Genomic DNA, 24,240 nt, shown 5'->3' with positions numbered 1-24,240 from the left:
TGTGGTTGTTGAACCATACGTCGGCACGAAAATTTGAGATATCGATGCTCAAGCGCATTGGTGTGGAGCAGATATTCTTGCCTAAGTCTTACCCTGATGATCCAAGATTTAGAAGTGCAAGCGTTGATTATTCTGAAGATGATCTTTTGAAAATACCAAGAGATGATTTGGAAATTCTAAATAAAACGGATTGGTACGCGGGCGGAGACGAAAATTCTTGGCGTTTGGCGAACAAGTACTTCGACGTTGTTTTTATAATATTCTATTCGCTGGATATTTTTCAATCTGTATCTAAGCATTTTTACGGTGCTGTTGTTTGGAGGGTTTTTGGAACTCAGCAACCTATGACCTACGGTAAGATAATTGCTTACTATGGGGGAGAGCGTGTACTAAAGCGCTTGGGAAAGCGGTTCTATTTTGGTGAAGCTTATTCACACCTTGCTGATCAGGAACCGAGTCATCTTCGTGATCGGCGCTGCTACTTGCCGTTGGGTATGTTGGATATCGGCTTTGAGAATGCGTGGAAAGGCGAGTGTAAGAAAATACTATTTGTTTGCCCTGATATTGCATTCAATGATTATTATAAAAAAACATATGAATCTTTTTGCAAAGATTTTGGGGATTTCCCGTACATGGTCTCGGGAGCTCAGCCCGTCGCGATTGCTGATCCCCATGTCCTGGGCTTTGTGAGTGGGTCGGAGCATCATCGAAATATGGTGCAAGCGCGGGTGATGTTTTATCAAAGTCGTGAATCACATCATATTCATTATCATCCTTTCGAGGCTGTACGCATCGGAATGCCGCTTGTGTTTATGTCTGGTGGCATGTTGGATCGGCTCGGTGGGGATAAATTGCCCGGACGTTGCTCTACGATACGTGAGGCTCGTGCGAAAATTGAGCGCATTTTGGGCGATGATTGGAAGTTCATCGAAGAAATTTGTTCTACTCAGAGGGTGCTGCTGAGTGCCATGGATCCACAGAATATGGTGCAGTTATGGCGTGAAGGCTTTCAGCGCATTGCTGCCGATCTCGAGGCATCGCGCGAAAAAATGCAGTCGCGACCAATAGCAATCTCGCGAAAACGTGTGGCGGTGATACTGCCGGTGGGATACCGTGGTGGAAGCTTGCGTGGCGCTTTGCTTTTGGCGAAAGCTCTATATCTTGGCAGTCGGCAGGCCGGAGAACCTGTTGATGTGGTTTTTTTGCATTTGGATGAATCTGCAACTTATTCAGATGCTGATTTTGACGAGTTGCCAGAGGGCGTGTTACGTAGACCATATTCGTGGAAGACCTTGACAGCCAGCCAGGCTCTCCGCGCTATGCGGTATGCTGGTTTTTCAAAGTGGGAACCCACCGCCAACCAATACATCGTGCCGAACGATGGTATTCAACAATTGCAAGATTGTGATTTATGGCTTGTGGTAAGTGACCGTCTTTCGTGTCCATTGCTGCCGCTGAAAAGCAGTGTGCTTATGGTGTTTGATTATCTTCAAAGGTATGAGCCGGTGATTTCCAAGGGGACAGACCACGCGTTTCTGATGGCCGCCCGGGCCGCAGACCGCGTGCTGGTCACCACAGATTTCACTGGGCGCGATGCGATTCAATACGCCGGTCTTGAGCCTGGAAAGGTACGCAAGGTCCCGATGTTGGCTCCAGAGTTTCCGGTGATGAAAGTCGAGCAGGTGGCAAGCCCTCGGCCTAGTGAAGATTATTTTTTGTGGACCACCAATGCTGCGGCCCATAAGAATCACGTCAATGCAGCGCGTGCATTGGAAATTTATTATGGGGAATTGGGTGGGCACTTGAATTGCCGCGTAACGGGAGTCAATACGCAAGGTCTGCGATCTGGAGAGGGCCCCCATATTCAAGCGATGGCTGAAGTATTTGATCGTTCCGAGATCCTGGATAAACGCGTTCGGTGGTGTGGGGAATTGCCTGACTTGGCATATCGAGAACTTTTGCGGGGTGCATTGTTTCTGTGGCACGCAGGCCGTATAGATAATGGAACTTTCAGCGTAGTGGAAGCCGCTTGCCTTGGCGTTCCATCGCTTTCCAGTGACTACCCGGCGATGCGTGAAATGGATGCCCAGTTTTCGCTTGGTTTGTCTTGGATGGATCCTGCGTCACCAAGAGATATGGCCATGCAACTCAAACAGATGGAGCATGAGGCGATGGCCCGGCGAGCCCGTTTGCCTACAATCCAACAGCTGTCGGTGCAAAGCGTGGAAGCCCTGGCCCCCTTTTATTGGAAAGAGGTGCGTGCGTGCCTGTGATAAAGGAATACGGGATCTATGTGGCGTATCCGCCAACCGTAGACTTGCGTGCGGAGGGGTTGGGCCGCTATCTGGCAGCGTTCTTGAAGGGCTCGGAAGGCCGAAGTGATGTACGCTTTACCATTGTGTGTCCGAGTTGGTCGAATGATTCGCTGGAGGAGTTGTTTGACAGCGAAGGCGTTCCCAAAGATCGGTTCCGTGTGGTGGGGCCTAGAGGCAAGCCTTACGTGTTGTACGCCTACGAAGCATGGAAGGCATATCAACAGCGGGACCGCAGCTCCGGCAGGCTCAAGCATATAGGCCGTGCAATAGCAGCCGGGGTGACGCAGGCGCAGACCCGCCTAGGGCGTCGAGCGGTGCAGGTGAACAGTGTGTCCACGCTGCTTCTGTTTTGCATTGAGGCGTTGCCCATGGCAGGGTTGTTCTTGCTGCTTGCGCCAATTTGGGTGCCGATAGTCCTTGTCAATCGATGGACCGCGATATTTCGAGGCAGCATTCGGCGAGTGACTCCCAAGGTCGCCGCGAAAAAGAACCGTTTGAAAGCACTGCTTGATCAGCCTCAGGGTATAGGATTTGTGCAGCGCCTGTTTGCCGATATGGAGCAAACCGAAACCCAGCGCATGCAAAGAGTGATTGAGCGCCTGCGTGGAGTGAGCGCTTGGTACTGCCCGGCTGCATTCTGGCCCGCCTTTAATCAGATCAAGGCACCTCGCCTTATGTGTGTTCCAGACGTGGTTCTGACGGACTTCCCGGTAGGATTTTCATCTGTGAACGGTGATTACACTTTACAGGTTTTTGAAAATGTCGAAAAAGCGATTGCTGATTCTGATAATCTAGTGGCCTATAGTGGTGCCATAAAATGGGGAACATTGGTTGATAGGTATGGGGTTGATGAAGATAAGGTATCTGTAATATACCACGCACCGAATAAATTGGACCGATCGGTAACTGTTACTGGTTTTCCTGATCCAGAGAAGGCATCAAAAAATTATTGCCGCAGTATTTTATCTCAAGCTTTTTTGAAGGGTGAGAACATTGACTACCTTGCAGGTATAAAAAATGGAGATGTTCAGTTTTTGTTCTATGCAAGTCAGTTTAGGCCCAATAAAAATATCTTAAGCCTCTTGAGGGCATATGAATATCTATTGCGAAGCCGCCACGTGTCACTCAAGTTGATATTGACGGGTAACCCACGCCACATGCCGGAGATACAGGATTTTATTGTCCAGCATCGATTGGAGGAGGAAGTTCTTTGTTTGCCCAAGCTAAGCGTTGATGAGCTTGCTGCATGCTACAAGCTTGCAACATTGGCGGTGAATCCCAGTTTGAGCGAGGGAGGGTGTCCTTTCACCTTCACCGAGGCCTTGTCGGTTGGCACACCGGTAGTTATGGCGAAAATTCCTGTAAGCCAAGAGGTGTTGACTGATCCAGTCTTGCAAGAACTTACGTTCTTTGACCCCTACGACTGGAAAGACATGGCAGAGCGAATTCAATGGGGTGTCGCGAATCGAGAGAAGTTGTTAGCGGTGCAATTGCCGACCTATGAACAGTTGGTGCAACGCACTTGGCAAGACGTGGTGAATGAGCACCTTGATATCCTGGACCGCATGGTGTCGCAGCGTGGCGCAGCCGAGGGTATATCGTGAGTCATTCGCCGGTGATACCGACTGGGCTGTGCGTGCTAGGTTTTGGAGGGCATGCTCGCTCGGTGATGGACGTAGCAGTTGCCGTTGGGATCCAGGACTTTCTTTTTGTGGACGCGAATGCAGCGCCGGGCGAGACTTTATTGGGTTTTCCCACGCAAACCATTTTTCCCGAAACCTTGCCATCCGGATGGACCGTGTTCCCTGCCGCAGGTTCTAACGCACGTCGGCGTGAACAGGTCGAATGGACGCTTCGGGCCGGGTGGCCCCTGGCGACCCTTGTTTCCCCATCAGCGTCGATAGGTGTCGGCTCTTCGTTGGAGCCGGGGTGTTTTGTCGGCCATCACGCTCATATAGGCCCCATGGCGCGCGTCGGAGCAGGGTGCATTGTCAATACAGGGGCGGTGGTTGAACATGAAGCGGTCGTTGGCGACTTCTCTCATGTATCGGTGAAGGCCGTGATTGCTGGGCGCAGTCGGATTGGCCGCTTGGTCATGGTGGGGGCTGGAGCCACTGTTCTAGATGGACTGACTATAGTGGACGATGTCACGATTGGAGGTGGCGGGGTCGTGCATCGCTCCATTGACCAGACTGGTGTGTATGTCGGCGTGCCCGTGCGTCAAGTGTCTGTGTTGCGGACGATCTGATAGATCACACTATAAATACGGCTAGTGCCTGTCGATGCCTAGTCTGCATACCAAGGGGGAGCGGAGTGAGCGTAAGCGCGAATCCTAACAACAAAGTACTGGTGTCGCTGGTGGTGCCCGTCTATTCGGGTGCTGACTATCTGGCGGAACTGGTTGCATCGATTGCACAGCTCCGTGAAGCCTGGATATCGGACCGAGCACCATTACACTTGGAAGAGGTGGTCTTCGTTAACGACGACTCCGTTGATGAATCCGCTGTTGTGCTGAGCACCCTGTCTGAGGGCCGTGCATGGATGCGGGTGCTTCATCTGTCGCGGAATTTTGGCCAACATCCAGCCACCATCGCGGGGATTTTGCATACTTGCGGTGATTGGGTGGTTACTCTGGATGAGGACCTGCAGCATCCACCTGAGTACATTCCTGCGATGCTGAAGGTTGCTGTCGCTGATCAGCTCGATATTGTCTATGCCCATGCCCTGGAAGGGGTGCATGAAAGTGCCATCCGTGATCTCGGCTCGCGTTTCATGAAGCGGGTCACAGGTGTTTTAGCAGGCGACATGAGTGTCTCAACTTTCAGCAGTTTTCGCGTAATGCGCGGTTCGATCGCCCGCTCCGCCAGTCGAGTGTGTGGCCATGAAACCTACTTTGACATTGCGCTTTCTTGGTACTCCCGCCGTGTGGGAACCTCGCTTCTTCCCATCAAAGACCGGCGCTTTATCGAAGGCAAAAAAAGTGGCTACTCGCTGAGAAAGCTGATGTCTCACGCCCGGCGACTTATTATGTCCAGTCGCGTCAAGGCCCTTCGTATCGGAGGTTACCTGGGATTGGCAGCTGTGTTTTTTGGGTTTACGTTTGCCGCGTATGTGGCAGTCAGGGAGTTTTTCCATCCTGGCGCTTTCATGGCGCGTGGGTGGAGCTCTTTGATCATCTCCAATATGGTGTTCAGTGGGATGATCCTTTTTCTGATCAGCGCTGCTCTGGAGTACCTTTCTATTCTGGTACTTCGGGCTCAAGGAAAGCCCACTTTTTTCGTCATCGACAGAAGCGATGATGTGGTAATCGCGTCTTATCTCAGAGAGCTTGCCGCTTGAGCCTCCTGAGGCAAACTTTCAGGCGCCTCTATATCGGGCCGAGCGCCCAATTGCTAGTCCTCTTTGAGGTCACGCAGGTTGGCGGCATCCGGAAGGCTCGTGGCCTCGTCACCACCGACACGCTGCGGCAGGTGAGGCGACATTTTTGCCGAAGCGCTGGCACTCCGACTCGGAGTTGGAAGCGCCGAACCTCGCACAGGTCCCGGAAGATCGAAGCCGACGGAGGTGCTGAGGGGAATTTCCTTGTTGTAGGTACTGCAAGGCCCATGGTATGGACACAGGTTTGGTGACGCGCATCATGCGAAAGCAATTCTTTCAACATTTTTCTGAAATGGTTCAGCATGTCAGCACCCGAGTTTGACGCGCACGCTGACAGTTATCGGCAGACGCTTGATCGGGCACTTGCGATTGGCGGTGGCGACAGCGTTTACTATGCAGAGCGTAAGTTTGCCGCTCTGAGTGCATATCAGAACGAGCGTCCGCACACCGCACCTGCGTCCATTCTGGATTTCGGCTGCGGAACTGGTACCAACCTTCCTTTTTTACGTGACCTGTTCCCCGACGCTGCTTTGCAAGGGGTGGATGTCTCGCAACGCAGTCTGGAGGTGTCCAGTGGACGCCAAGTCCCCAGGTGCCAGTTGGCCTTATACGATGGAACAACCTTGCCTTTCGAGGCTGCGAGTTTCGACATGGTGGTGGTGTCCAACGTCCTTCACCATATCGAACCGTCTCACCGCGCATCGACCCTCAAGGAAATCGCTCGCTGCTTGAAGCCCGGCGGCCTTTTGGCAGTATTCGAGCACAATCCTTTCAATCCGGTGACGCGTAGAGTGGTGCGGGATTGCCCGTTCGATGCCGGTGTGACGCTGGTTAGGCCTCGAGAAATAAAGTCGATCTTGAGGGAGCAGGGCTATCAGATCGCTAGCCTCTGGAACATCATCTTTTTCCCCGCTGCGTTGAAGAAGTTAAACGCCGTAGAGCCTCAGATGCGGTGGCTGCCATTGGGCGCGCAATACGCGCTATTTGCTGAGTGGCCCGGAAGTTGACCGTGTGTTCAAGCGCAAACCGTTGGACCAGTTATGCGGATGGGCTGCGATTGGGAGGGTGGCCGTGAGTCCGGCATTGCTGCACAGGTTTTCGCGCTTCACCTTGGTCGGGATTGCAAATGCCCTGGTCTACGCTGCAGCGACGCGGCTGTATGTGGATGTGTGGGGAGTGAATGCCGCTGTCGCTGGTGGCTTGGGCTATGCCACTGCGGTGCCCATCGCCTTTTTGGGGCATCGAGGCCTGACATTTCAAGCTCAGGGTGCGTTGTGGCCGCAGTTCGTCCGCTTTGTTGCGACGCATTTTCTGGGGTTCGTGCTGGCTGCGGCCATCCCCTGGCTGGTGTGCGACCTATTGGGTTGGCCCCTATGGGTTGGAATCGGGATAACCATTCTCATGGTTCCGGTTGCGACTTACGTGGTGATGGACAGGTGGGTATTCACCAAGTCGTGAGCGAGTGCTGGAACGCCTGCACAACACTCATTCTGCGGAGCCTGCGAATATGGCTTTAGTTGTTTGCTGACAGAAGGTTGCTAGATGTCCAGGTTTTCCTATGTTGCCGCTTGTTTCCTGTTGGCGGGGCTGGTTGTCACGGCTATTTGGCTACCCTTCGGTTTCGAAATGGGAGGCTTGATCGAAGAGTGGGGATTGTTGGGCCTCTACGCCAAGCATGGCCACTTCTACCTATCTGGCCGGGAGGACCTTCTGCCCAGCCTGGCGATGCGACCCCTTACCTTTCTGATTCCCGGTTTGGCGAATCAACTGAGCTCGCATTCTTTCGTTCCATGGCACATGTTGTTAATACTCGCTCTTTTGCTCAAGGGGGCGATGGGGGGCTGGCTGGTATGGCGCCTGTCGCAATCTAGGACGCTGGGGGCGGCGGCGGTACTGTTGTGCATCCTTTACCCGGCGGACACGATGCATGTGTCGTTGAGGAGCCTGCACATTGTCTGGGCCATCACTTTGGCAATGTTGGGAGCGTGTGCGCTTATTGAGGCCCTGGAACGAGAGGTAGGTAGGTTCGTCCAAGGTGTGCTGGCTGTGGTCGCCGCCATATTGACTGTTGGCGGCATTGCAATGTACGAAGCAGCCTTGGCTCTGCTTCTCTTGGTACCCGGCTACTTCTTCGTTCAGCGGGGCGCTGTTGGCGTTTTGACCATCGCCCGGCGCAAATCCTGGGTATGGCTCCTCTTTAGCATCGGTCTCGGTCTATATGGCGTGTATATCGCTAGCGTCAGTAGCGGCAGGAGCTATCAGGGCAACTTGGTGGGAGGCGGCAGTGTTCTAGGACTGCTTGCCGTGACTTGGCCGAAGCTCTTCACTGTTGGCGCGCTGCATGCGGTTTGGGGGGGCTGGGTCGAGGCATTCCGGCTGGCGATGGACCAGCCAATGTCCAACCAGATCTATCTGGCTGTATGTACGCTGTTGCTCCTGGCTGCGGCAGTGGGCATGTGCTTGCCGGCCAGCCACCCCGTTGGAGGGCTTCGATCTGTGCAAGCCTTCAGACTGATGCTGATGGGTGGTGCCATGGCACTGGCAGGCTATTTTCCCTATTTGCTTTCATTGCCTCACCTGTCGATCAACCAGCGCACTTTTTTGGCTGCCAGCCCCGGTGCGGCACTCCTCTGGGTGGGCGTGCTGGCCCTCGTGGTCGCCCACAGTCGGAAGGTGATGCTGTTGATGTCGTTTCCAGCAGTCTTTCTTGGACTGACCTTCCAGCTGCATCAGTTCAGTCATTACCAGGACCTATCAGATATCCAACGCAGGCTGCTGGGAGAGGTCGCCGGCCAATATGGCCGACGCGAAGGCGCTCCCCCCGTCGTAGTCCGAGACCATAGCAACAGTCTGGGTCACACATGGATGTTCCTTCCCGAGAATTTGGGCTCTGCCTTGTCGTACGTCATTGGACATCCGACGGGACCTCTGGAGATCTGTCGTCAGCCCGCCGGCGAATGGATGCGGCGAGATGGATTAGGTCGCACTGGGCACTGTTATGTTGCCGATGGACAATGGGTTTTCGAGGCTGCGCCCCTGGCCAGTGGTCCTGGTCTTCCCGTATCCAGCGAGCCGCGCAGGGTGGTCCGGTGGCCAGTGTCTACCACCGTAACCCTAGATGTAGGCCAGGAAATGGTTCTGGATTCCAGCGGAATTTCAAACCTACCGTATGCGTCTGGCAGCAGGCAGGATCCTGCGAATCCCACCGGCCTGTACGAGGTACGGTGGCCGCTCACAGGGCTGTTATGGCAGTCGGCTCACCGTGTGCGTGACTGCTATCGCTGGGACTTTGGGGATGTATGGAGCCTAGATCTTCCGATACGTGGGAGTGGGTGGCGTGAAGCGGAGTGGGAAGTGTCCGGGTTGCGCAAGACGTCGGCCGCCTGGAAGACCGATGAGCGGGGTAGCTTGTACTTCGAACTGTTGCCCAAGGATGATAGTTATCTGCTTCGTTTTCGACTGGCTGCGATAGCTAGAGAGTCGGTACTGAGGAGCCTCGTTCTGTCGGTCAACGGTGTCCAGTTGCCAATGACCCAGCAGGGTTTAGAAGGTAGGGCCATAGTTCCCGCAGGTGTGCTCAAGCAGGGTTCGAACGTGATGGTTTTTGAGTCCGACGTAGCAACAGATTACTACGGCGTGTCAATTAAATTGGACCGTGTGGTGGTGGCGCCCCTCGCGACAGAGGCCTCTGTGGGCGCGGGCGGATGCGGAGTCCTATAACGATGGTGGATGGTGCGTCAGCCTACCCACGTCGGGCACGGTCAATTGCAAAATACCGGACGATGCGCAAGTTGTGCTGCGCATTGAGTGGTCAAGGTACTCAAGCTCGCTCCGCAGGTGAGCCTGGTGCACATCGTGCGTCGCGTGCTGATGTCGTCATCCTATTGCGCTGAAACCTCGATAGTTACCCTCGCGATGCTCGGTTTGTGAGCAGCGTCAACCATCGCCTTATATGGCGCATCTCATCACGACCCCGGTATATGGAATGCGCAGAGGGTCTTGGTCTACGTCGCACGTCACATGATTGAAGACACGCCGCGCCAATTCGCAGTATTCCATTTCGGTTCGAGTGTGGGTGCCACGATCCTTCGAGATGATGTAGCGCGCGATTTTCGATTGCCCAAGTGCGTATAGGGGATCCAGCGTCAGCAGAAAACCGCTGGGCCTCAATCGTTGCTTGGCCGTGCGAAAAAGACTCTCGGCCGTTGAGTCATCCAGATGATGGAGCAGACCGAGTGCAAGAATGATTTCGAATTCCGATTCCTGTGAGTCATAGTCAACCGTCAGCTCATCGCACACAAATCGTGCGCTGCGCTCCCGAAATCGCTCCTGCGCGCTGGCAATATAGGCGGCGTTCCGGTCAAAGCCCACGTAGTCGACATTCGCCGGAAGGTAGGACAGAACATCCCCGGTGCCGCATCCAATGTCGAGCACGCGCACACGATGCTTCGCATCTTTTGTGACAGTCGCCAACGCACGGCCCACCGCCTCCCGTCGCCAGGCGTTCGCGCCGACAATATTCTGAAAAATGTTATAGAGCACGGGCGTGGCCAGCAGATGTCGCAGACCAGATCTCACTTCTGACATTCACAGACCTTCATATAGTTTTGCACTACGTTGTCATTGATCCTAGCCCGCATGCTGGATCAACAGCAGACCGTCGCATGGAACTATACCTGGGCATCATTCCCAATCGGTGCAAGACAGCCGCGCGGAATTCAAACACCTAAAGTCGGGCAACGCACACAAACACTCGGGATGAGTGGTGCTACACGACCGATTTATTCAAATAGAAGCTTGTCTGCTATGTATTCGCTGTAGCACGGACGCGGTCCGAGCCTGCGCATGTGCAACGTTAGAATCATCCTCATCTCAGGCCCGTCAGTGCTCCAGTTCCATGGCGCGAGGCGAGGGGATTGGCGCGAGGGCGCCTGTGTGTAACTGGTTTTCTGTAAATACCCCAACATGGCGCCACTTCAAATCACGACCACCTTGCTGGGCATCGGCCTTGCCGCCGTCATTTTGCTGCTAGTGCGGCGCGATCACCTTTATCTTTTGCACGGTCTATTCTGGATTCTTGTGGCGGGGGCCGCAGCAGTTCTGGGAGTTTGGCCAGGGTTGATTGACCGTCTCGCTGTGGTTGTAGGTATCAGTTATCCGCCAGCTCTGCTTTTGCTGGTGGCGGTGGTGATCGTTCTCGTGAAAACGCTGCACACAGACATTGTCAATACCCGAGTGGAAAGGGATGTGCGGCGCCTCAACCAGCGGCTAGCCATTTTGGAGGCCGATAACACTGCTTTGCAAGAAAATCGTCTCGGCTAGCTTTCACGCGTATTTGTCGGTGCGTGGCTTGGGGAATACTTCTGAGACTCAGGGACTAGCGCGGCGTGCCCGACGCACTTGCCACTGTGCCAGGCACAGCAGCGTGGTGGCTGCCATGTACTTGGCCACACTGAACCATGAGTTGAAAATCCGCGACTTGCCGACCGCGCGCAGATTCATGGAAACGGGCACCTCGGCAATACGCAGCCCGGCGCGGCGCACCATCAGCAGCGCACCCAGGTCCTGGTAGTCCAACAAGGTGGCTTCACGCGATGCCAGGACCTGCATGGCATCGGCGTTGTAGAGCCTGAATCCCGAGGTAAGGTCGCGCAAGTCAAAACCGGCCAGGTGGCGAAACCAGTTCCAGGCCAGTTGCCGTGTACGGCTGGCGCGCTCTGGGTACGCTCCTATGACCAGATCGGCCCGATCCCGCGCCCGCAGCAAAACAGGAATCTCGTTGACCTCATGCTGCCCATCGGCGTCCATGGTAATGACGGCTTGGTAGCCGTGCAGCAGCGCATAGCGAATGCCCGCCTGCATGCCCCCCCATGCACCCATGGGGAGCACAGGATTCAACACGCAGGCACCCGCCGCGCTGGCAATGGCGGACGTATCGTCCGTGCTCTGGTCATTGATGACCAGTACATCGTGCCAGCCTGCGGCATGCAAATGCTGCAGCACGCTGCCAATGGTGCTGGCTTCGTTACGTGCGGGGATCACCACCAGAAGGTCTTTGCCCCGAGCCGGCCTTGCCGCCTCTGGGGCCACCAGTGTGTACCGGGTCGCAAGCGCTTGGGTGCTGGCCGCGATGGAGAAGTGCCTGTGCAGGGAGCGCTGTCCGGCGGCACCAAATTCGGCACGTTGTCCGGGCTGGTCTTGCATGTGCTTGAAGGCTGCCCGCCAGCCCGAGATATCGCTCTCCAGGGAAACACGCAAGCCAGCACCTGCCTGCGAAACGACCCAGGGCATGCCCGATCCGGGCAAGTCGCTCACGATGCAAGGCCGGGCGTGGTGCATGGCTTCCAGCAACACCATGCCGAAGGCCTCGGTCCGCTCGCGCGAAGCCAGGCAGAAGACGTCGCAACTTCTGAGCAGCGCATGTTTCTCGTCGTCACCCACGTTCCCCAGAAGGCGCACATTGGGCTGTTCGCCGGATCGGGTGTGGGTGGCAATGAGGGCCTCCAGTTCCTGGCGGGAGTCGCCTTCTCCCACGATCAACAACTCCAGCCCCGGTTGGCCCGCCACAGCGCGGACCAGTGTTTCAAAACCTTTGTAGTAGGTGAGGCGCCCGATCGACAACAGGCGCAGCGCGCCGCCACCTTCGGCTGCCCAGGCCTTTAACGGTTTTATCTCGTCGGAGGGTGCAGGGGTGGTGCAGTCCAGGCCCAGGGGAACTACGTCGCATTTGTCCCGCCATTTTCGAAGTGGCTCGCTGGCTTCCAGGTATGGCGCAGATGTGGCAATGACCCGCGCCGCCTGGCTGAGTACCGCTTGTTCGAAGGGCCTGTAAAGGCGGTAGGCGATGGCAACTGCCGTGCGGATGCGTGACACCACCACGTCGGAATGCCAGTGCACCACCCACGGAATGTCGCGCGCCTGCGGCAGGGTGAGCGCCCAGAAAACGGAGTTGTTGGGCATGTGCAGGTGCAACACATCAGGCTGGATGCGCTGAATGGCCCGACCCAATGCTTTCCGAAATCCGAGTGCGATGGGCGCGTAGACCACGCTGAACTGCACTGGCACCCGCTGCAGCCATGGGGGGTCATCAGGCAGGGGATCGCCGTGCACCAATGCATGGGCATCCAGGCCCTGGCGCCGCTGTTCATGAATCAGATCGGCCAGAAAAACTTCCATGCCTCCGTGGTACGGAGGAAAGAATTTGCCGACGTGCAAGACCCTGAGCGCCATGTGCCTGCGAAGTGCTAGCGTTTGGCTGCAGGCATGCCCGCGATTTTTTCGCGCACTTGCCGGTATTGGGGATTGCGTGGGTCCAGCTGGATGGCCTGGTCCAAATCCTTTTGTGCCTCTGGAATGCGCCCCGTGCTGTGGTAGACCATCGCGCGGGCGTAGTACGCCGCAGCGCTCGGTTTTTGCGCTACCAGCGCCTCCAGCAGCGCGGTGGCCTGCTTGCCATCGCCTTTGCCCAGCAAGGCCATGGCCAGGCCTTGGACGAAACGCGGGTTGTGGGCATCGGTCTTGAGCAGCGTTCGGAATTCGGCGGCGGCTTCGTCAAACTGCTGAACCGCAAGGGCCGCTTCGGCCCGCCGCAGGCGAATGGTGGGTTCGGTGCTCTGGTTGTTCTTGTCTTTGGCGACTTTTTGCAGCGCGATCGTGAAGCTCTCAAAGGCGGGCGCGAACTGGTTGAGCGCAAACTGGGACTCGCCGCGGTGGTAGTACAAGGGCAGGTCTGAGTAGCCCAACGCCTCGGCGGCGGCAAAGGCCTTCAAGGCTTCGGCATGCTTCTTTTGCTGCTGCAGGACGACTCCGACATTGAGGCGTGTGCTGCGGCCCAGTTCGCCCCGGTCGCCGAAAGCGGCAGCGGTTGCAAACGCGCGTTCAGCCTGGTCGGGGAACCCCCTGCGCAAGTGGTAGGCGCCCAGGTTCATGAAGGGTCGGCTGCGGCCCACGGCGTTGGCAGGGGCCTTGAGATCGATTTTCTCGGCCGCGTCGGTCCAGGCCGTGCTTTCATCCCGCAGCGACAGGTTGCGCTCCAGGGCTAGCGCACCGAACACCAGGCCCAAGATCACTCCGGCCACGTAGATCGTGCGGGGCTTGAAGCCCGTGAGTGCAATTGCCAGCAGGCCTGGCAGAGCGACGGCCCAGAGGTAGCTGCGGTACAGAACAAAGGGGTCTTGGATCCAGACGGTGGCGAACTCCGTGGCAAACCACAGCATCGGAAGCAGCAGACACAGCGCTGCCAGGCCCAGCGCGCCGGTGCGTCGCAAAACCAGCCAAATACAACCTGAGAACAGTGCGACGTATCCCAAGGCGCCTACAAGTTGCCAGGGGGATGCCAAGCCCAAAGGGAAAGCCGGGCGCAGGTCGATCGACATCCACCCGACATAGGGCAGCACCCACAGCAATCCGTAGGCGAAGAAGAGCGCAGCCTGGTTCAGAATGCTCAGCGGATAGATCTGACCGGTGATGCCGGGACGCATGGCTTCAAGTTGCTCTGCGAACGCGATGGATTGGGCGTCAAAAAGCCGCCCCACCAGGTCGCCGCGGAAGTGAAGCAGGGATCCCACCGCCAGCGCAAGCAGCAGCAAGGCACCAATTACCACGGTGGCGGTGCGCTTGCCGCCCGGACGGCACACGTAGACATACAGGGGAACTGCTGCTGCGGCGGTCATCACCGCATGCTCCTTGGACAGCACGGCCAGCAGGTAGCTCAGCAGCGCGCCTGCGTACCAGGCCACTCGCTTGGTTTGCAGCCCACGCACAAAGGCCCAGCATGCCAGCACGGCGAACAGGGTCGCCATGAGGATGGACCGTTGCACCAGATAGCCGACGGCGTACACCGCCATGGGGTGGAGCGCAAACAGCGCCACCCCAACCTGCAATGCCGCCCTTTGCGACGACGCGAAGTGCGCCTGTTCCTCGATGTCCTGTGGGAAACGCGTGCTGGCCGTCAGCGCTTTGAAGAACGCATACATCGCAGCCACCACGCCCAGGTGCAAGGCGATATTGACGATGCGCTGCTTCCACCAGCCGGCGCCTGCGATCTGGTCTACCCAGACGAAGCTGCCATACGAGACCATGCGCTGCTTGAACTCCAGCAGGCTGCCGTAGTTGCCAAAGATCGTGCCTTCCGTGAGCCGTATGTCGTCAAACAGCAGCTCATTGCTCAATCCAGGCACATACACGCCCAACACGGCCAACAACAAAATCAGGGCGAAAAAGTAGGGTGCTTTGCCGGATTGAGCCATGGAAGGGCGTCGGGGGGAATGTGGGGGAGAGCCGTCCCCGGTTGGGGAGGCTCTAGCGCGAAGGCAGTGTAGCAGACCAAAAAACGCCACAGACTGTGAAAAAGTCCGCAAAAACAATGACTTGATGGGGGTGCCAGCGCTGCGGGAAACTCCTGCGCGGGCCGCTTTGGGTATAGGCGTCTTTGCTGTGCCCCCCTCTGTGGCAGGAGGCTACAACCGGGCGGTTTGATGACCGCGGCCGATCATCAGATCCAGGTTCTGAACAGCCGCCCCCGAGGCCCCCTTGCCCAGGTTGTCGAACACGGCAGTCAGCAGCACCTGGCCATGGCGGGCGTTGCTGAAAACGCCCAGCTGCATCTGGTTGGTGCCGTTGAGGGCCTGCGGGTCCAGATGCTGGGTGTCTTGTGCTTGCACGAGGCCCAGGACCTCGACATGGGCTGCACCGAGAAAGTGCTGGACCAGGCAAGCGTGCAAACGCTCTCCGGTGGTGCCTGCGGGTAGCTGGCGCAGCAGGAGCGGAATGGTGAGCGCAATCCCCTGGCGGAACGAACCATAGGCTGGAAGAAAGAACGGGCGCTGCGACAGCCCGGCATGCAAGGCGATTTCCGGGGTGTGTTTGTGTTCCAGTCCCAGGCCGTAGAGCTGGAAGGCTGGGGCGTTGGCCGAGTTCGGGCCTTCATGTTCGTCCACGCGGGCCCGTCCGCCGCCCGAATATCCCGATACCGCATGGATGGTGATGGGATGGTCGGCGGGCACCAGGCCCGCCTGCACCAGGGGCCGCAGCAGGGCGATGGCGCCCGTGGGGTAGCAGCCTGGGTTGCTGACCCGCCTGGCGCCCGCAATGCGTGCGGCCTGTTCTGCGCCCATCTCCGGAAAGCCATACACCCACTGCGGGTCCGTGCGGTGCGCCGAGCTGGCGTCGATCACGCGCACGGCGGGGTTGACGATGGCGGCCGCGGCCTCGCGGGCTGGGGCATCGGGCAGGCACAGGATGGCGATATCGCAGCTGTTGATGGCCTCGGTGCGGCGGGCGGTGTTCTTGCGTTCGTGGTCGGGCAGGGTCAGCAGTTGCAGATCCGTGCGGCCGCGCAGGCGCTCGTGGATCTGCAGGCCGGTGGTGCCTTGGTCGCCATCGATGAAGACAAGGGGTTGGGTGATCATGGGGGCAGGTTCCTGAAATGGAGGGGATGTGGAATCTTCGGTCCCGGTCTAAACTTTGAAAAGTTGAATTTCACAAACATCAGCATCAGGTTTACTGAACGTCATGCGCGAACTCAATCTCGACCGGCTGCGCACCCTCGTCACCATCGCCGACCTGGGCTCCTTCGCCGAAGCCGCCCGCACGCTGCACCTGGCGCCGCCCACGGTGAGCCTGCACATTGCGGACCTGGAGGCCCACATCGGTGCGCCATTGCTGGTGCGCAAGCGGGGCGAGGTGCGGCCATCCGGCGTGGGCGAGTTGCTGGTTGAACGCGCCCGGCGCCTGCTGGCAGATGCCGACGAAGCGATGGACCTGGTGCAGCGCCAGGTGCAGGGGTTGGCGGGGCGTGTGCGTCTGGGCGCCTCCACGGGCGCCATTGCCCATCTGTTGCCCCTGGCCCTGGAGGCATTGGGCCAGCACCACCCCGGCATTGACGTGCAGGTGGCGGTGCTCACCTCGCAGGAAACCATGTCGCGGCTGGCCAATGGGGCACTGGATGTGGGCCTGGTGGCCCTGCCGCAAGCGGCAATGTCTGGCGTGGCGGTGCTGCCGTGGCGGCGCGACCCGGTCATGGCGTTTGTGCCGTCCTCATGGCCTTTGCCCGCAAGGGCCACGCCCCGCTGGCTGGCGGGCCAGCCGCTGATCCTCAACGACGACGGCACCAGCCTGTCAAGGCTGACAAGCGAGTGGTTTGCGCTGGCCGGCGAGCACCCCAAGGCGCGCATCCAGCTGAACTACAACGACGCGATCAAGAGCCTGGTGGCGGCAGGCTATGGTGCAACGCTGCTGCCCCACGAGGCTTCCACCGCCGCGCCACTGGACCCGCGCATCCGCATGCTGCCGCTGCATCCCCGGCTGTGGCGGCCTCTGGGTATCGCGCACCGCGCAGGCCCTGTGGAGCGGGCCACCCAGCATGTGCTGGATGTGCTGTGGCAGCAAAAGCAGGGGTAGGGCGGGGCTGCAGCCTGTGTCCGCTGTCTTGCACGCAACGCTGCACAAGACAGGAGATCAGCAAAAATAACAATAAAAATGTACTTTGGCGCTTGCCCGTAAAGCGCTGATAGCTATCAATATAGTAGTAAATCAGGGCGGTGCAAGCCGTTCAGCGGTCCAAGCCGCCAATGGCTGCTCTGCATCGCAGCGCTCCCGCGATTCAGATGGGGTTGTCCGGCGCCAGCGCGCTCAGCACCATGCGCACGATCAACTCCTCGGCCTTGTCATAGTCGCGTTCGGTCAGCGCCGGTTTGCCCAGCAGCAGGGCGAACTGGGCTTCCTGCTCGGCGTAGGCCTGCGTGACCGACCAGATGATGAACATCAGGTGCGTGAAATTCACCTTGGCGATGCGGCCTTCGCGCGCCCAGCGCTCGAAGGTGCGCACCTCGGTCTTGAGCAGCGGGCCTACGCGCTCGATGATGGCTTTGCCATAGCGTGGTGCACCGGCAATCACCTCTTTGGTGAATACCTTGGCGCCCTGGGGGCGCGTGCGCGAATACTGCAGCTTGGCGCGGATATAGCGCCGCAGCGCCTGCTGGGGGTCGTCGCTGTGCGAGAGGTCTTCCATGCCCGCCAGCCACTGGGTCAGCACATCGTCGAGCACACGCTGGTACAGCGCCTCTTTGCTGGTGAAGTAATACAACAGGTTGTGGCGGCTGATGCCAATGGCTGCGGCAATGTTCTCCAGCGAAGCACCCTCGAAGCCGAATTGTGCAAAGTGGTTCTCGGCTTCGGTGAGGATGCTCTGTTCCTTGAGCAGGCGCGAGGCGGTGGGGGCGCGGGGGGCAGTGTCTGCGGGGGACGGGCGGGCGTCGGTCATCGCACCATTGTGGAACAAGCCAGGGGCCAAAAACTGGCAATTCGCTGGCGTGGGGCGGGGATTTGTGGCGATTTGACTGGCACGGGGTTTGCTCTAGGGATTTTACCAATTGGTAAATTTTTACGGGTTGGTAAATTGACCCACCACACAGGGCACCGCTGCACCAAAGCAGTGGGCACCTGAATCCTACAGCGAGGCCCACGATGAAACCTCCGAAGTTTGCGGGCGCCAGCACCTACGCTGGCGCCGCATTGGCTGGCCCCGGCCCCATGAGCTGCGGGCGCGGCAGGCGCTGCAAGGCGCCGGCGCACGCCCAGACCCCCACCCCGACCCTTCCGGAGGAAAACTGATGGACACACCCGCAAGCCGTGCCTGCGGCATTCATGCTGCACGCCTGAACCTGGCCGACTACGCTGCCAACTTCAGTGATGCGCACCCGCCGCTCACCAAACCCCAGGCCTTGATCGAGGCCGAGCGCTGCTACTACTGCCACGATGCGCCCTGCGCCACCGCCTGCCCCACGGGCATCGACATCCCTTCGTTCATCCACCGCATCGCACAGGAGAACAACCGGGGTGCTGCGCGTGCCATCCTGGAGGCGAACCCGCTGGGCGGCATGTGCGCCCGCGTGTGCCCCACCGAAGTGCTGTGCGAACAGGCTTGCGTGCGCAACACCAACGAGGACAAACCGGTGGAGATCGGCTCGTTGCAGCGCTATGCGACTGACGCATTTTTTGAAAAGCCCGGTACACCCCTGTTCCAGCGAGCAGCCCCCACCGGCAAGCGAGTGGCCGTGGTGGGCGCTGGGCCTGCGGGCCTGGCCTGCGCGCATGGCCTGGCCGTGCGCGGGCATGACGTGGTGCTGTTCGAGGCACGCCCCAAGCTCGGCGGCCTCAACGAATATGGCCTTGCCAGCTACAAGACCACCAACAACTTCGCGCAGAAGGAAGTGGAGTGGCTGTTGTCCATCGGTGGCATCGAGGTGCGCACCGGCCAGCAGCTGGGCCGTGACATCACGCTCGACAGCCTGCTGGGCGCGTACGACGCGGTGTTCCTGGGCCTGGGCCTGCAAGGCGTGAATGCGCTGGGCGTGGCCGAACCCACGGCCACCGGCCTGCGCAATGCGGTGGACTTCATCGCCGAGCTGCGCCAGAGCGCCGACCTCTCGACCCTGCCCGTGGGCCGCCGCGTGGTGGTGATTGGTGGCGGCATGACGGCGGTGGATGCCGCCGTGCAGTCGCGCAAGCTGGGCGCCGAAGAGGTGATCATCGTCTACCGCCGCGGCGCAGAGGCCATGTCGGCGTCCGCTGTGGAGCAGCAGTGGGCGCAGACGAATGGTGTGACCATCCGCCACTGGGCTGCACCGAAAGAGGTGCTGAGCGAAGGCGGTGTTGTCAAGGGCGTGCGTTTTGCCACCACGGCGCTGAGTGGCGGCAAGCTGGTGGAAACCGGCGAGACCTTCTCGCTGGAGGCCGACATGGTGCTCAAGGCCATCGGCCAGACCTTTGTGGCCGAGCCGGTGGGTGCCTCCATCGCGCTGGAAGCCGGGCGCATTGTGACGGACCTGGAGGGCCGCACCAGCCTGGCGCGCGTCTGGGCCGGAGGCGACTGCCGCGTGGGTGGCCGCGACCTCACGGTGGAGGCGGTGGAGCACGGCAAGGTCGCCGCTGTCTCCATTCATCAAGCGCTGAGCGTGCCCGTGGCACTCGTGGCCTGACGTCGTCAACTGCAACTCACGGGAGCACCCCATGGCAGACATTCGCAGCAATTTTCTGGGCATTCAAAGCCCCAACCCCTTCTGGCTGGCCTCCGCACCGCCCACCGACAAAGAGATCAACGTCACCCGCGCCTTCGAAGCCGGCTGGGGTGGCGTGGTGTGGAAGACGCTGGGCGAAGACCCGGCGGTGGTCAACGTCAACGGGCCGCGCTACTCCACGCTGATGTCGCAAGACCGCCGCGTGATTGGCCTGAACAACATCGAGCTGATCACCGACCGGCCGCTCCACACCAACCTCGAGGAGATCAAGCGCGTCAAACGCAACTGGCCCGACCGCGCCATGATCGTTTCGCTCATGGTGCCTTGCGAGGAGCAGAGCTGGAAGGCCATCCTGCCGCTGGTGGAAGACACCGGCGCTGACGGCATCGAACTCAACTTCGGTTGCCCGCATGGCATGAGCGAGCGCGGCATGGGCGCGGCCGTCGGCCAGGTGCCCGAGTACATCCAGATGGTCACGGCCTGGTGCAAGCACTACAGCAAGCTGCCCGTGATCGTGAAGCTCACGCCCAACATCACCGACGTGCGCCAGCCCGCACGCGCCGCCAAGGCGGGCGGGGCCGATGCCGTGTCGCTCATCAACACCATCAACTCCATCATGGGTGTGGACCTGGACCGCATGGTGATGAGTCCGAGCACCGACGGCTGGGGTTCGCACGGCGGCTACTGCGGACCGGCCGTCAAGCCCATTGCGCTCAACATGGTGGCCGAGATTGCACGCGACGCGCAGACCGCGGGCCTGCCCATCAGCGGCATTGGAGGCATCACCACCTGGCGCGATGCGGCCGAATACATTGCGCTCGGCTGTGGCACCGTGCAGGTGTGCACGGCCGCCATGGTCTACGGCTTCAAGATCGTGCAGGACATGTGCGATGGCCTGTCCAACTTCATGGACGAGCACGGGTATGCCACGCTGGACGACTTCAAGGGCCAGGCCGTGCCCACGGTCAAGGACTGGAAGAACCTCAACCTCAACCACATCGAAAAAGCGGTCATCAACCAGGATGCCTGCATTCAGTGTGGCCGCTGCCATGTGGTGTGCGAAGACACCTCGCACCAGGCCATCACTTTCACCAAGGACGGCGGAGTGCGCAAGTTCGAGATCAACGAGGCCGAGTGCGTGGGCTGCAACCTCTGTGTGTCGATCTGCCCCGTGCCCGAGTGCATCACCATGCGCGCCCTGGAGCCGGGCGAAGTCGATGTGCGCACGGGCAAGCAGGTCACCGGTGAATACGCCAACTGGACCACGCACCCCAACAATCCGCAGCGCGTGTCTGCAACGGCCTGATCCTGCACCCGATGCGTGCTTCCATTGCAGGCCATGCAAGACGTTCCGGATGCCCCCGTCGTGGTGCTGATTTGCAACGCATGCTGCACTGCATCTGGTGCAGTTCTTGCGTCCTCTCTAGCATCGCTCGCTTCCCTTTGCCCGCCATCTGCCAGCGTGAGGGCGCCGGACCAGACGGTGGGTTGTGTGCAACCCCAACGAAGTCTTTGACAGGAGTACAGGCATGACCAACAGTACCGGCAGCGCTGCCCACGTGGCGGGGCTAATGCCCGGCGGAGCCTCCAACACGCTCGCCAATGAAGATTTGCTCCCCACCACCGCCGCGCAGCGGCACTGGACCTGGAAAGACTTCGCCGCACTCTGGGTGGGCATGGTGGTGTGTGTGCCCACCTACACCATGGCCAGTTCCATGCTGGACCAGGGCTTCACCTGGCAGATGGCGGTGTGGCTCGTGTTCCTGGCCAATTGCATCGTGCTGGTTCCGATGGTGCTCATCGGCCGCGTGGGGCCCAAATATGGCGTGCCGTTTCCGGTGCTGGCGCGTGCTTCGTTTGGTGTGAAGGGCGCCAACCTGCCGGCCGTGCTGCGCGGCCTGGTGGCGTGTGGCTGGTTCTCCATCAACTGCTACTTCGGCGCACTCGCGCTGCATGGCTTCTTGAACATCGTGGGCATGAACCTCGCAGGGCCAGCCGCTGGGGAGACCATCAGCACCTCGCAGTTCATGTGTTTCCTCGCGTTCTGGGCGGTGCACATCTACTTCATCTGGAAGGGGCCGGAGTCCATCCGCCTGCTGGAAGTGATTGCCGCGCCGCTGATGATTGGCGCCTCGGTGCTGTTCGTTGTGGTGCTGATGATGAAGGTGCCATCGGGCCAGCTCTTCAATCTGCCCGCCAAGGTGGTGGAAGGCGGGCCCAAGACCTGGGCGGCACTCACGGGGCTGGTGGGCTTCTGGGCCACGCTGGCGCTCAACATCCCGGATTTCACGCGCTTCGCCAAGTCGCAAAAGGACCAGGTCATGGGCCAGGCCATCGGCCTGCCGCTGCCCATGGCGCTGTTCTCCATGGTGGGCGTCATCGGTTTCTCGGCGTCGGCCATCCTGTACGGCAAGGCGCAGTTGTTCCCTGATGGCCTGCTGACCCAGATGGGCAGCGTGGCCGCGGGCCTGGGCCTGCTGGTGATCCTTCTGGCCAACCTGACGACCAACGTGGCCGCCAACCTGGTGTCGCCTTCGTACGATTTCAGCCAGATCGCGCCCTCCAAGATCAGCTTCCGCATGGGCGGCGTCATCGCAGCGCTGATCGGGCTCGTGTTCATGCCCTGGAAGATCCTGGCCACATCGGGCGGCTACCTCTTCACCTGGCTGGGTGGCTACGGCACGTTGCTGGGCGCCATCGCCGGCATCCTGCTGGTGGATTACTACCTGGTGCGCAAGAGCGAGCTGAAGGTGGAAGACCTGTACCGCCGGGGTGGCGAGTACGAGTACAGCAATGGCTGGAACCTGCACGCGCTCATCGCCTTTGCACTGGGCGTGCTGCCTTGCCTGCCAGGCTATCTGGCGGTGTCGGGCGTGGTGGACAAGGCGGGCATGCCCGCCATCTGGCTCACGCTGTTCGATTCGGGCTGGTTCTTCAGCCTGGCCGTGGCCGGTACCTATTACTACCTGACCGCCAAGAAAAAATGACCTCTGGCCCTGCCTGGGCCTGGTGCCAGTGCAGGGCCCTTTTTTTGATCTGTATCCCTGAAGGAGACCCCCATGACCCAAGCCCTTGTGATCCGCGGTGGAACCGTGGTCAACGCCGACCGTGAGCAGCGCGCCGATGTGCTGTGTGTCGATGGCCGCATCGTGGCCGTGGGGGAGGGGGCTGCGGCCCAGGCGCCTGCGGGGGCGCAGGTGCTCGACGCCAGCGGGCAATACGTGCTGCCCGGCGGCATCGACCCGCACACGCACATGCAGCTGCCGTTCATGGGCACGGTCACCATGGACGACTTCTTCACGGGCACGGCCGCAGGCTTGGCCGGTGGTACCACCAGCATCATCGACTTTGTGATCCCCGACCCGCAGGAGCCCATCCTCGATGCCTACCGCAAATGGCGCGGCTGGGCCGAGAAGTCGGCGGCCGACTACAGCTTCCATGTCGCCATCACCTGGTGGAGCGAGCAGGTTCGCGCCGACATGGGCACGCTGGTGCAACAGGAGGGCGTGAACAGCTTCAAGCACTTCATGGCCTACAAGAACGCCATCATGTGCGACGACGAAACCCTGGTGAACAGCTTCAAGCGCGCGCTGGAGCTGGGCGCCATGCCCACGGTGCATGCCGAAAACGGCGAGCTGGTGTACCTGCTGCAGCAAGAGGTCGCCAAGATGGGCATCACCGGCCCCGAAGGGCACCCGCTGTCGCGCCCGCCCATGGTCGAGGCAGAGGCCGCCAACCGCGCCATCGCGATTGCCGACGTGCTGGGCGTGCCCATCTACGTGGTGCATGTGAGCTGCATGGATTCCGCCGACGCCATCGCCCGCGCCCGTGCGCGTGGCCAGCGGGTGTATGGCGAGGTGCTGGCTGGGCACTTGTTGATTGACGACAGCGTGTACCGCGACCCGGACTTCGCTGCCGCTGCCGCCCACGTGATGAGCCCGCCCTTCCGCCCCAAGGTTCACCAGGAGGCGCTGTGGCGCGGCCTGCAATCGGGCCAGCTGCACACCACCGCCACCGACCACTGCACCTTCTGCGCCGCGCAGAAGGCGGCAGGCAAGGACAATTTCGCCAAGATTCCCAATGGCACGGGCGGCGTGGAAGAGCGCATGGCCGCCATCTGGGATGCCGGCGTGAACACCGGCCGCCTCACGCCCAGCGAGTTCGTGGCCATCACCTCGGCCAACTGCGCCAAGCTGTTCAACATCTACCCGCGCAAGGGCTTCATCGGCGAGGGCGCCGACGCCGACCTGGTGCTGTGGGACCCTGAAGGCACCAAGACCTTCTCGGCCAAGACGCAGTTCAGCAAGGGCGACTTCAACATTTTTGAAGGCCGCACTGTGCGCGGCATTCCCAGCCACACCGTGAGCCAGGGCCGCGTGGTGTTTGCCAATGGCGACCTGCGCGCAGAGCAGGGCAAGGGCCGGTACATCAAGCGCCCCGCGTTTGGCAGCAACTTCCAGGCCGTGCAAAAGCGCGCCCACGATCTGGCCCCCACTGCGGTCGCTCGCTGAAGAACGAACGCCATCACG

Annotated in this window: 18 protein-coding genes; 13 read left to right on the top strand and 5 right to left on the bottom strand. The window is 59.7% G+C overall.

The features are described 5' to 3' along the window. Positions 1-44: 44 nt before the first annotated feature. From ASE39_RS20320 to ASE39_RS20290, 7 genes are all read left to right on the top strand, one after another. Complete coding sequence (locus ASE39_RS20320; protein WP_199864310.1) at positions 45-2,273, top strand: hypothetical protein; 2,229 nt, start codon at positions 45-47, stop codon at positions 2,271-2,273. Next, on the top strand, positions 2,264-3,919 hold the full coding sequence (locus ASE39_RS20315) for a glycosyltransferase (protein WP_199864309.1): 1,656 nt from the start codon (positions 2,264-2,266) through the stop codon (positions 3,917-3,919). The genes ASE39_RS20320 and ASE39_RS20315 overlap by 10 nt, the downstream gene beginning before the upstream one ends. Next, positions 3,916-4,563, top strand: a complete 648-nt coding sequence (locus ASE39_RS26085) for a NeuD/PglB/VioB family sugar acetyltransferase (RefSeq protein ID WP_347230964.1) — start codon at positions 3,916-3,918, stop codon at positions 4,561-4,563. Before ASE39_RS20315 ends, ASE39_RS26085 begins: the two co-directional genes overlap by 4 nt. Positions 4,564-4,628: 65 nt before the next feature. Further along, positions 4,629-5,654, top strand: coding sequence for a glycosyltransferase (locus ASE39_RS26080; RefSeq protein WP_158004265.1), 1,026 nt, complete (start codon positions 4,629-4,631; stop codon positions 5,652-5,654). 341 nt (positions 5,655-5,995) lie between these two features. Next, complete coding sequence (locus ASE39_RS20300) at positions 5,996-6,700, top strand: class I SAM-dependent methyltransferase (RefSeq protein ID WP_057272310.1); 705 nt, start codon at positions 5,996-5,998, stop codon at positions 6,698-6,700. Between the two features lie 4 nt (positions 6,701-6,704). Continuing rightward, on the top strand, positions 6,705-7,151 hold the full coding sequence (locus ASE39_RS20295; RefSeq protein ID WP_057272309.1) for a GtrA family protein: 447 nt from the start codon (positions 6,705-6,707) through the stop codon (positions 7,149-7,151). A gap of 84 nt (positions 7,152-7,235) precedes the next feature. Beyond that, positions 7,236-9,413, top strand: a complete 2,178-nt coding sequence (locus tag ASE39_RS20290) for a hypothetical protein (protein ID WP_057272308.1) — start codon at positions 7,236-7,238, stop codon at positions 9,411-9,413. A gap of 228 nt (positions 9,414-9,641) precedes the next feature. Here the strand turns inward: ASE39_RS20290 and ASE39_RS20285 are convergent, their stop codons facing one another. Next, positions 9,642-10,235: a class I SAM-dependent methyltransferase gene (locus ASE39_RS20285; protein WP_050812500.1), complete on the bottom strand. Its 594-nt coding sequence runs from the start codon at positions 10,233-10,235 to the stop codon at positions 9,642-9,644. Between the two features lie 423 nt (positions 10,236-10,658). Between ASE39_RS20285 and ASE39_RS20280 the strand changes: the two genes are divergently transcribed. Beyond that, the gene (locus ASE39_RS20280; protein ID WP_057272307.1) at positions 10,659-11,015 is read left to right on the top strand and encodes a DUF2304 domain-containing protein; all 357 of its coding nucleotides are present in this window, start codon (positions 10,659-10,661) and stop codon (positions 11,013-11,015) included. Positions 11,016-11,063: 48 nt separating this feature from the next. Here the strand turns inward: ASE39_RS20280 and ASE39_RS20275 are convergent, their stop codons facing one another. From ASE39_RS20275 to argC, 3 genes are all read right to left on the bottom strand, one after another. Next, on the bottom strand, positions 11,064-12,869 hold the full coding sequence (locus tag ASE39_RS20275) for a glycosyltransferase (protein WP_057272306.1): 1,806 nt from the start codon (positions 12,867-12,869) through the stop codon (positions 11,064-11,066). Positions 12,870-12,937: 68 nt separating this feature from the next. Then, complete coding sequence (locus ASE39_RS20270; RefSeq protein WP_057272305.1) at positions 12,938-14,941, bottom strand: tetratricopeptide repeat protein; 2,004 nt, start codon at positions 14,939-14,941, stop codon at positions 12,938-12,940. Between the two features lie 210 nt (positions 14,942-15,151). Further along, on the bottom strand, positions 15,152-16,102 hold the full coding sequence (argC, locus tag ASE39_RS20265; protein WP_199864308.1) for an N-acetyl-gamma-glutamyl-phosphate reductase: 951 nt from the start codon (positions 16,100-16,102) through the stop codon (positions 15,152-15,154). Positions 16,103-16,205: 103 nt separating this feature from the next. Between argC and ASE39_RS20260 the strand changes: the two genes are divergently transcribed. After that, positions 16,206-17,093: a LysR family transcriptional regulator gene (locus ASE39_RS20260; RefSeq protein WP_057272304.1), complete on the top strand. Its 888-nt coding sequence runs from the start codon at positions 16,206-16,208 to the stop codon at positions 17,091-17,093. A 202-nt stretch (positions 17,094-17,295) separates the two neighbouring features. Here the strand turns inward: ASE39_RS20260 and ASE39_RS20255 are convergent, their stop codons facing one another. Further along, on the bottom strand, positions 17,296-17,955 hold the full coding sequence (locus ASE39_RS20255) for a TetR/AcrR family transcriptional regulator (RefSeq protein WP_057272303.1): 660 nt from the start codon (positions 17,953-17,955) through the stop codon (positions 17,296-17,298). 349 nt (positions 17,956-18,304) lie between these two features. Between ASE39_RS20255 and ASE39_RS20250 the strand changes: the two genes are divergently transcribed. From ASE39_RS20250 to hydA, 4 genes are all read left to right on the top strand, one after another. Beyond that, positions 18,305-19,672: an NAD(P)-dependent oxidoreductase gene (locus ASE39_RS20250; RefSeq protein WP_057272302.1), complete on the top strand. Its 1,368-nt coding sequence runs from the start codon at positions 18,305-18,307 to the stop codon at positions 19,670-19,672. A 31-nt stretch (positions 19,673-19,703) separates the two neighbouring features. Then, positions 19,704-21,017 (top strand): NAD-dependent dihydropyrimidine dehydrogenase subunit PreA, encoded by a 1,314-nt coding sequence (gene preA, locus ASE39_RS20245; protein ID WP_057272301.1) that lies wholly within the window; start codon positions 19,704-19,706, stop codon positions 21,015-21,017. Positions 21,018-21,240: 223 nt separating this feature from the next. After that, on the top strand, positions 21,241-22,698 hold the full coding sequence (locus ASE39_RS20240; protein WP_057228981.1) for an NCS1 family nucleobase:cation symporter-1: 1,458 nt from the start codon (positions 21,241-21,243) through the stop codon (positions 22,696-22,698). 72 nt (positions 22,699-22,770) lie between these two features. Then, positions 22,771-24,222, top strand: a complete 1,452-nt coding sequence (hydA, locus tag ASE39_RS20235; protein ID WP_057272300.1) for a dihydropyrimidinase — start codon at positions 22,771-22,773, stop codon at positions 24,220-24,222. Positions 24,223-24,240: the final 18 nt, after the last annotated feature.

The organism is Acidovorax sp. Root267 (assembly GCF_001429215.1).
GTDB lineage: Bacteria > Pseudomonadota > Gammaproteobacteria > Burkholderiales > Burkholderiaceae_C > Acidovorax > Acidovorax radicis.
Note: the sequence above shows the minus strand (reverse complement) of the source record. Positions and strands in the feature narration are given on the sequence as shown.

Bases quoted from the DNA above. Each gene is read 5' to 3' on its own strand.
- ASE39_RS20240 (WP_057228981.1), top strand. From the start codon at position 21,241: ATGACCAACAGTACCGGCAGCGCTGCCCACGTGGCGGGGCTAATGCCC.
- ASE39_RS20270 (WP_057272305.1), bottom strand. From the start codon at position 14,941: ATGGCTCAATCCGGCAAAGCACCCTACTTTTTCGCCCTGATTTTGTTG.
- ASE39_RS20260 (WP_057272304.1), top strand. From the start codon at position 16,206: ATGCGCGAACTCAATCTCGACCGGCTGCGCACCCTCGTCACCATCGCC.
- ASE39_RS20275 (WP_057272306.1), bottom strand. From the start codon at position 12,869: ATGGAAGTTTTTCTGGCCGATCTGATTCATGAACAGCGGCGCCAGGGC.
- ASE39_RS20255 (WP_057272303.1), bottom strand. From the start codon at position 17,955: ATGACCGACGCCCGCCCGTCCCCCGCAGACACTGCCCCCCGCGCCCCC.
- ASE39_RS20300 (WP_057272310.1), top strand. From the start codon at position 5,996: ATGTCAGCACCCGAGTTTGACGCGCACGCTGACAGTTATCGGCAGACG.
- preA (WP_057272301.1), top strand. From the start codon at position 19,704: ATGGCAGACATTCGCAGCAATTTTCTGGGCATTCAAAGCCCCAACCCC.
- ASE39_RS20280 (WP_057272307.1), top strand. From the start codon at position 10,659: ATGGCGCCACTTCAAATCACGACCACCTTGCTGGGCATCGGCCTTGCC.
- ASE39_RS20290 (WP_057272308.1), top strand. From the start codon at position 7,236: ATGTCCAGGTTTTCCTATGTTGCCGCTTGTTTCCTGTTGGCGGGGCTG.
- ASE39_RS20320 (WP_199864310.1), top strand. From the start codon at position 45: ATGCTCAAGCGCATTGGTGTGGAGCAGATATTCTTGCCTAAGTCTTAC.
- hydA (WP_057272300.1), top strand. From the start codon at position 22,771: ATGACCCAAGCCCTTGTGATCCGCGGTGGAACCGTGGTCAACGCCGAC.
- ASE39_RS20250 (WP_057272302.1), top strand. From the start codon at position 18,305: ATGGACACACCCGCAAGCCGTGCCTGCGGCATTCATGCTGCACGCCTG.
- argC (WP_199864308.1), bottom strand. From the start codon at position 16,102: ATGATCACCCAACCCCTTGTCTTCATCGATGGCGACCAAGGCACCACC.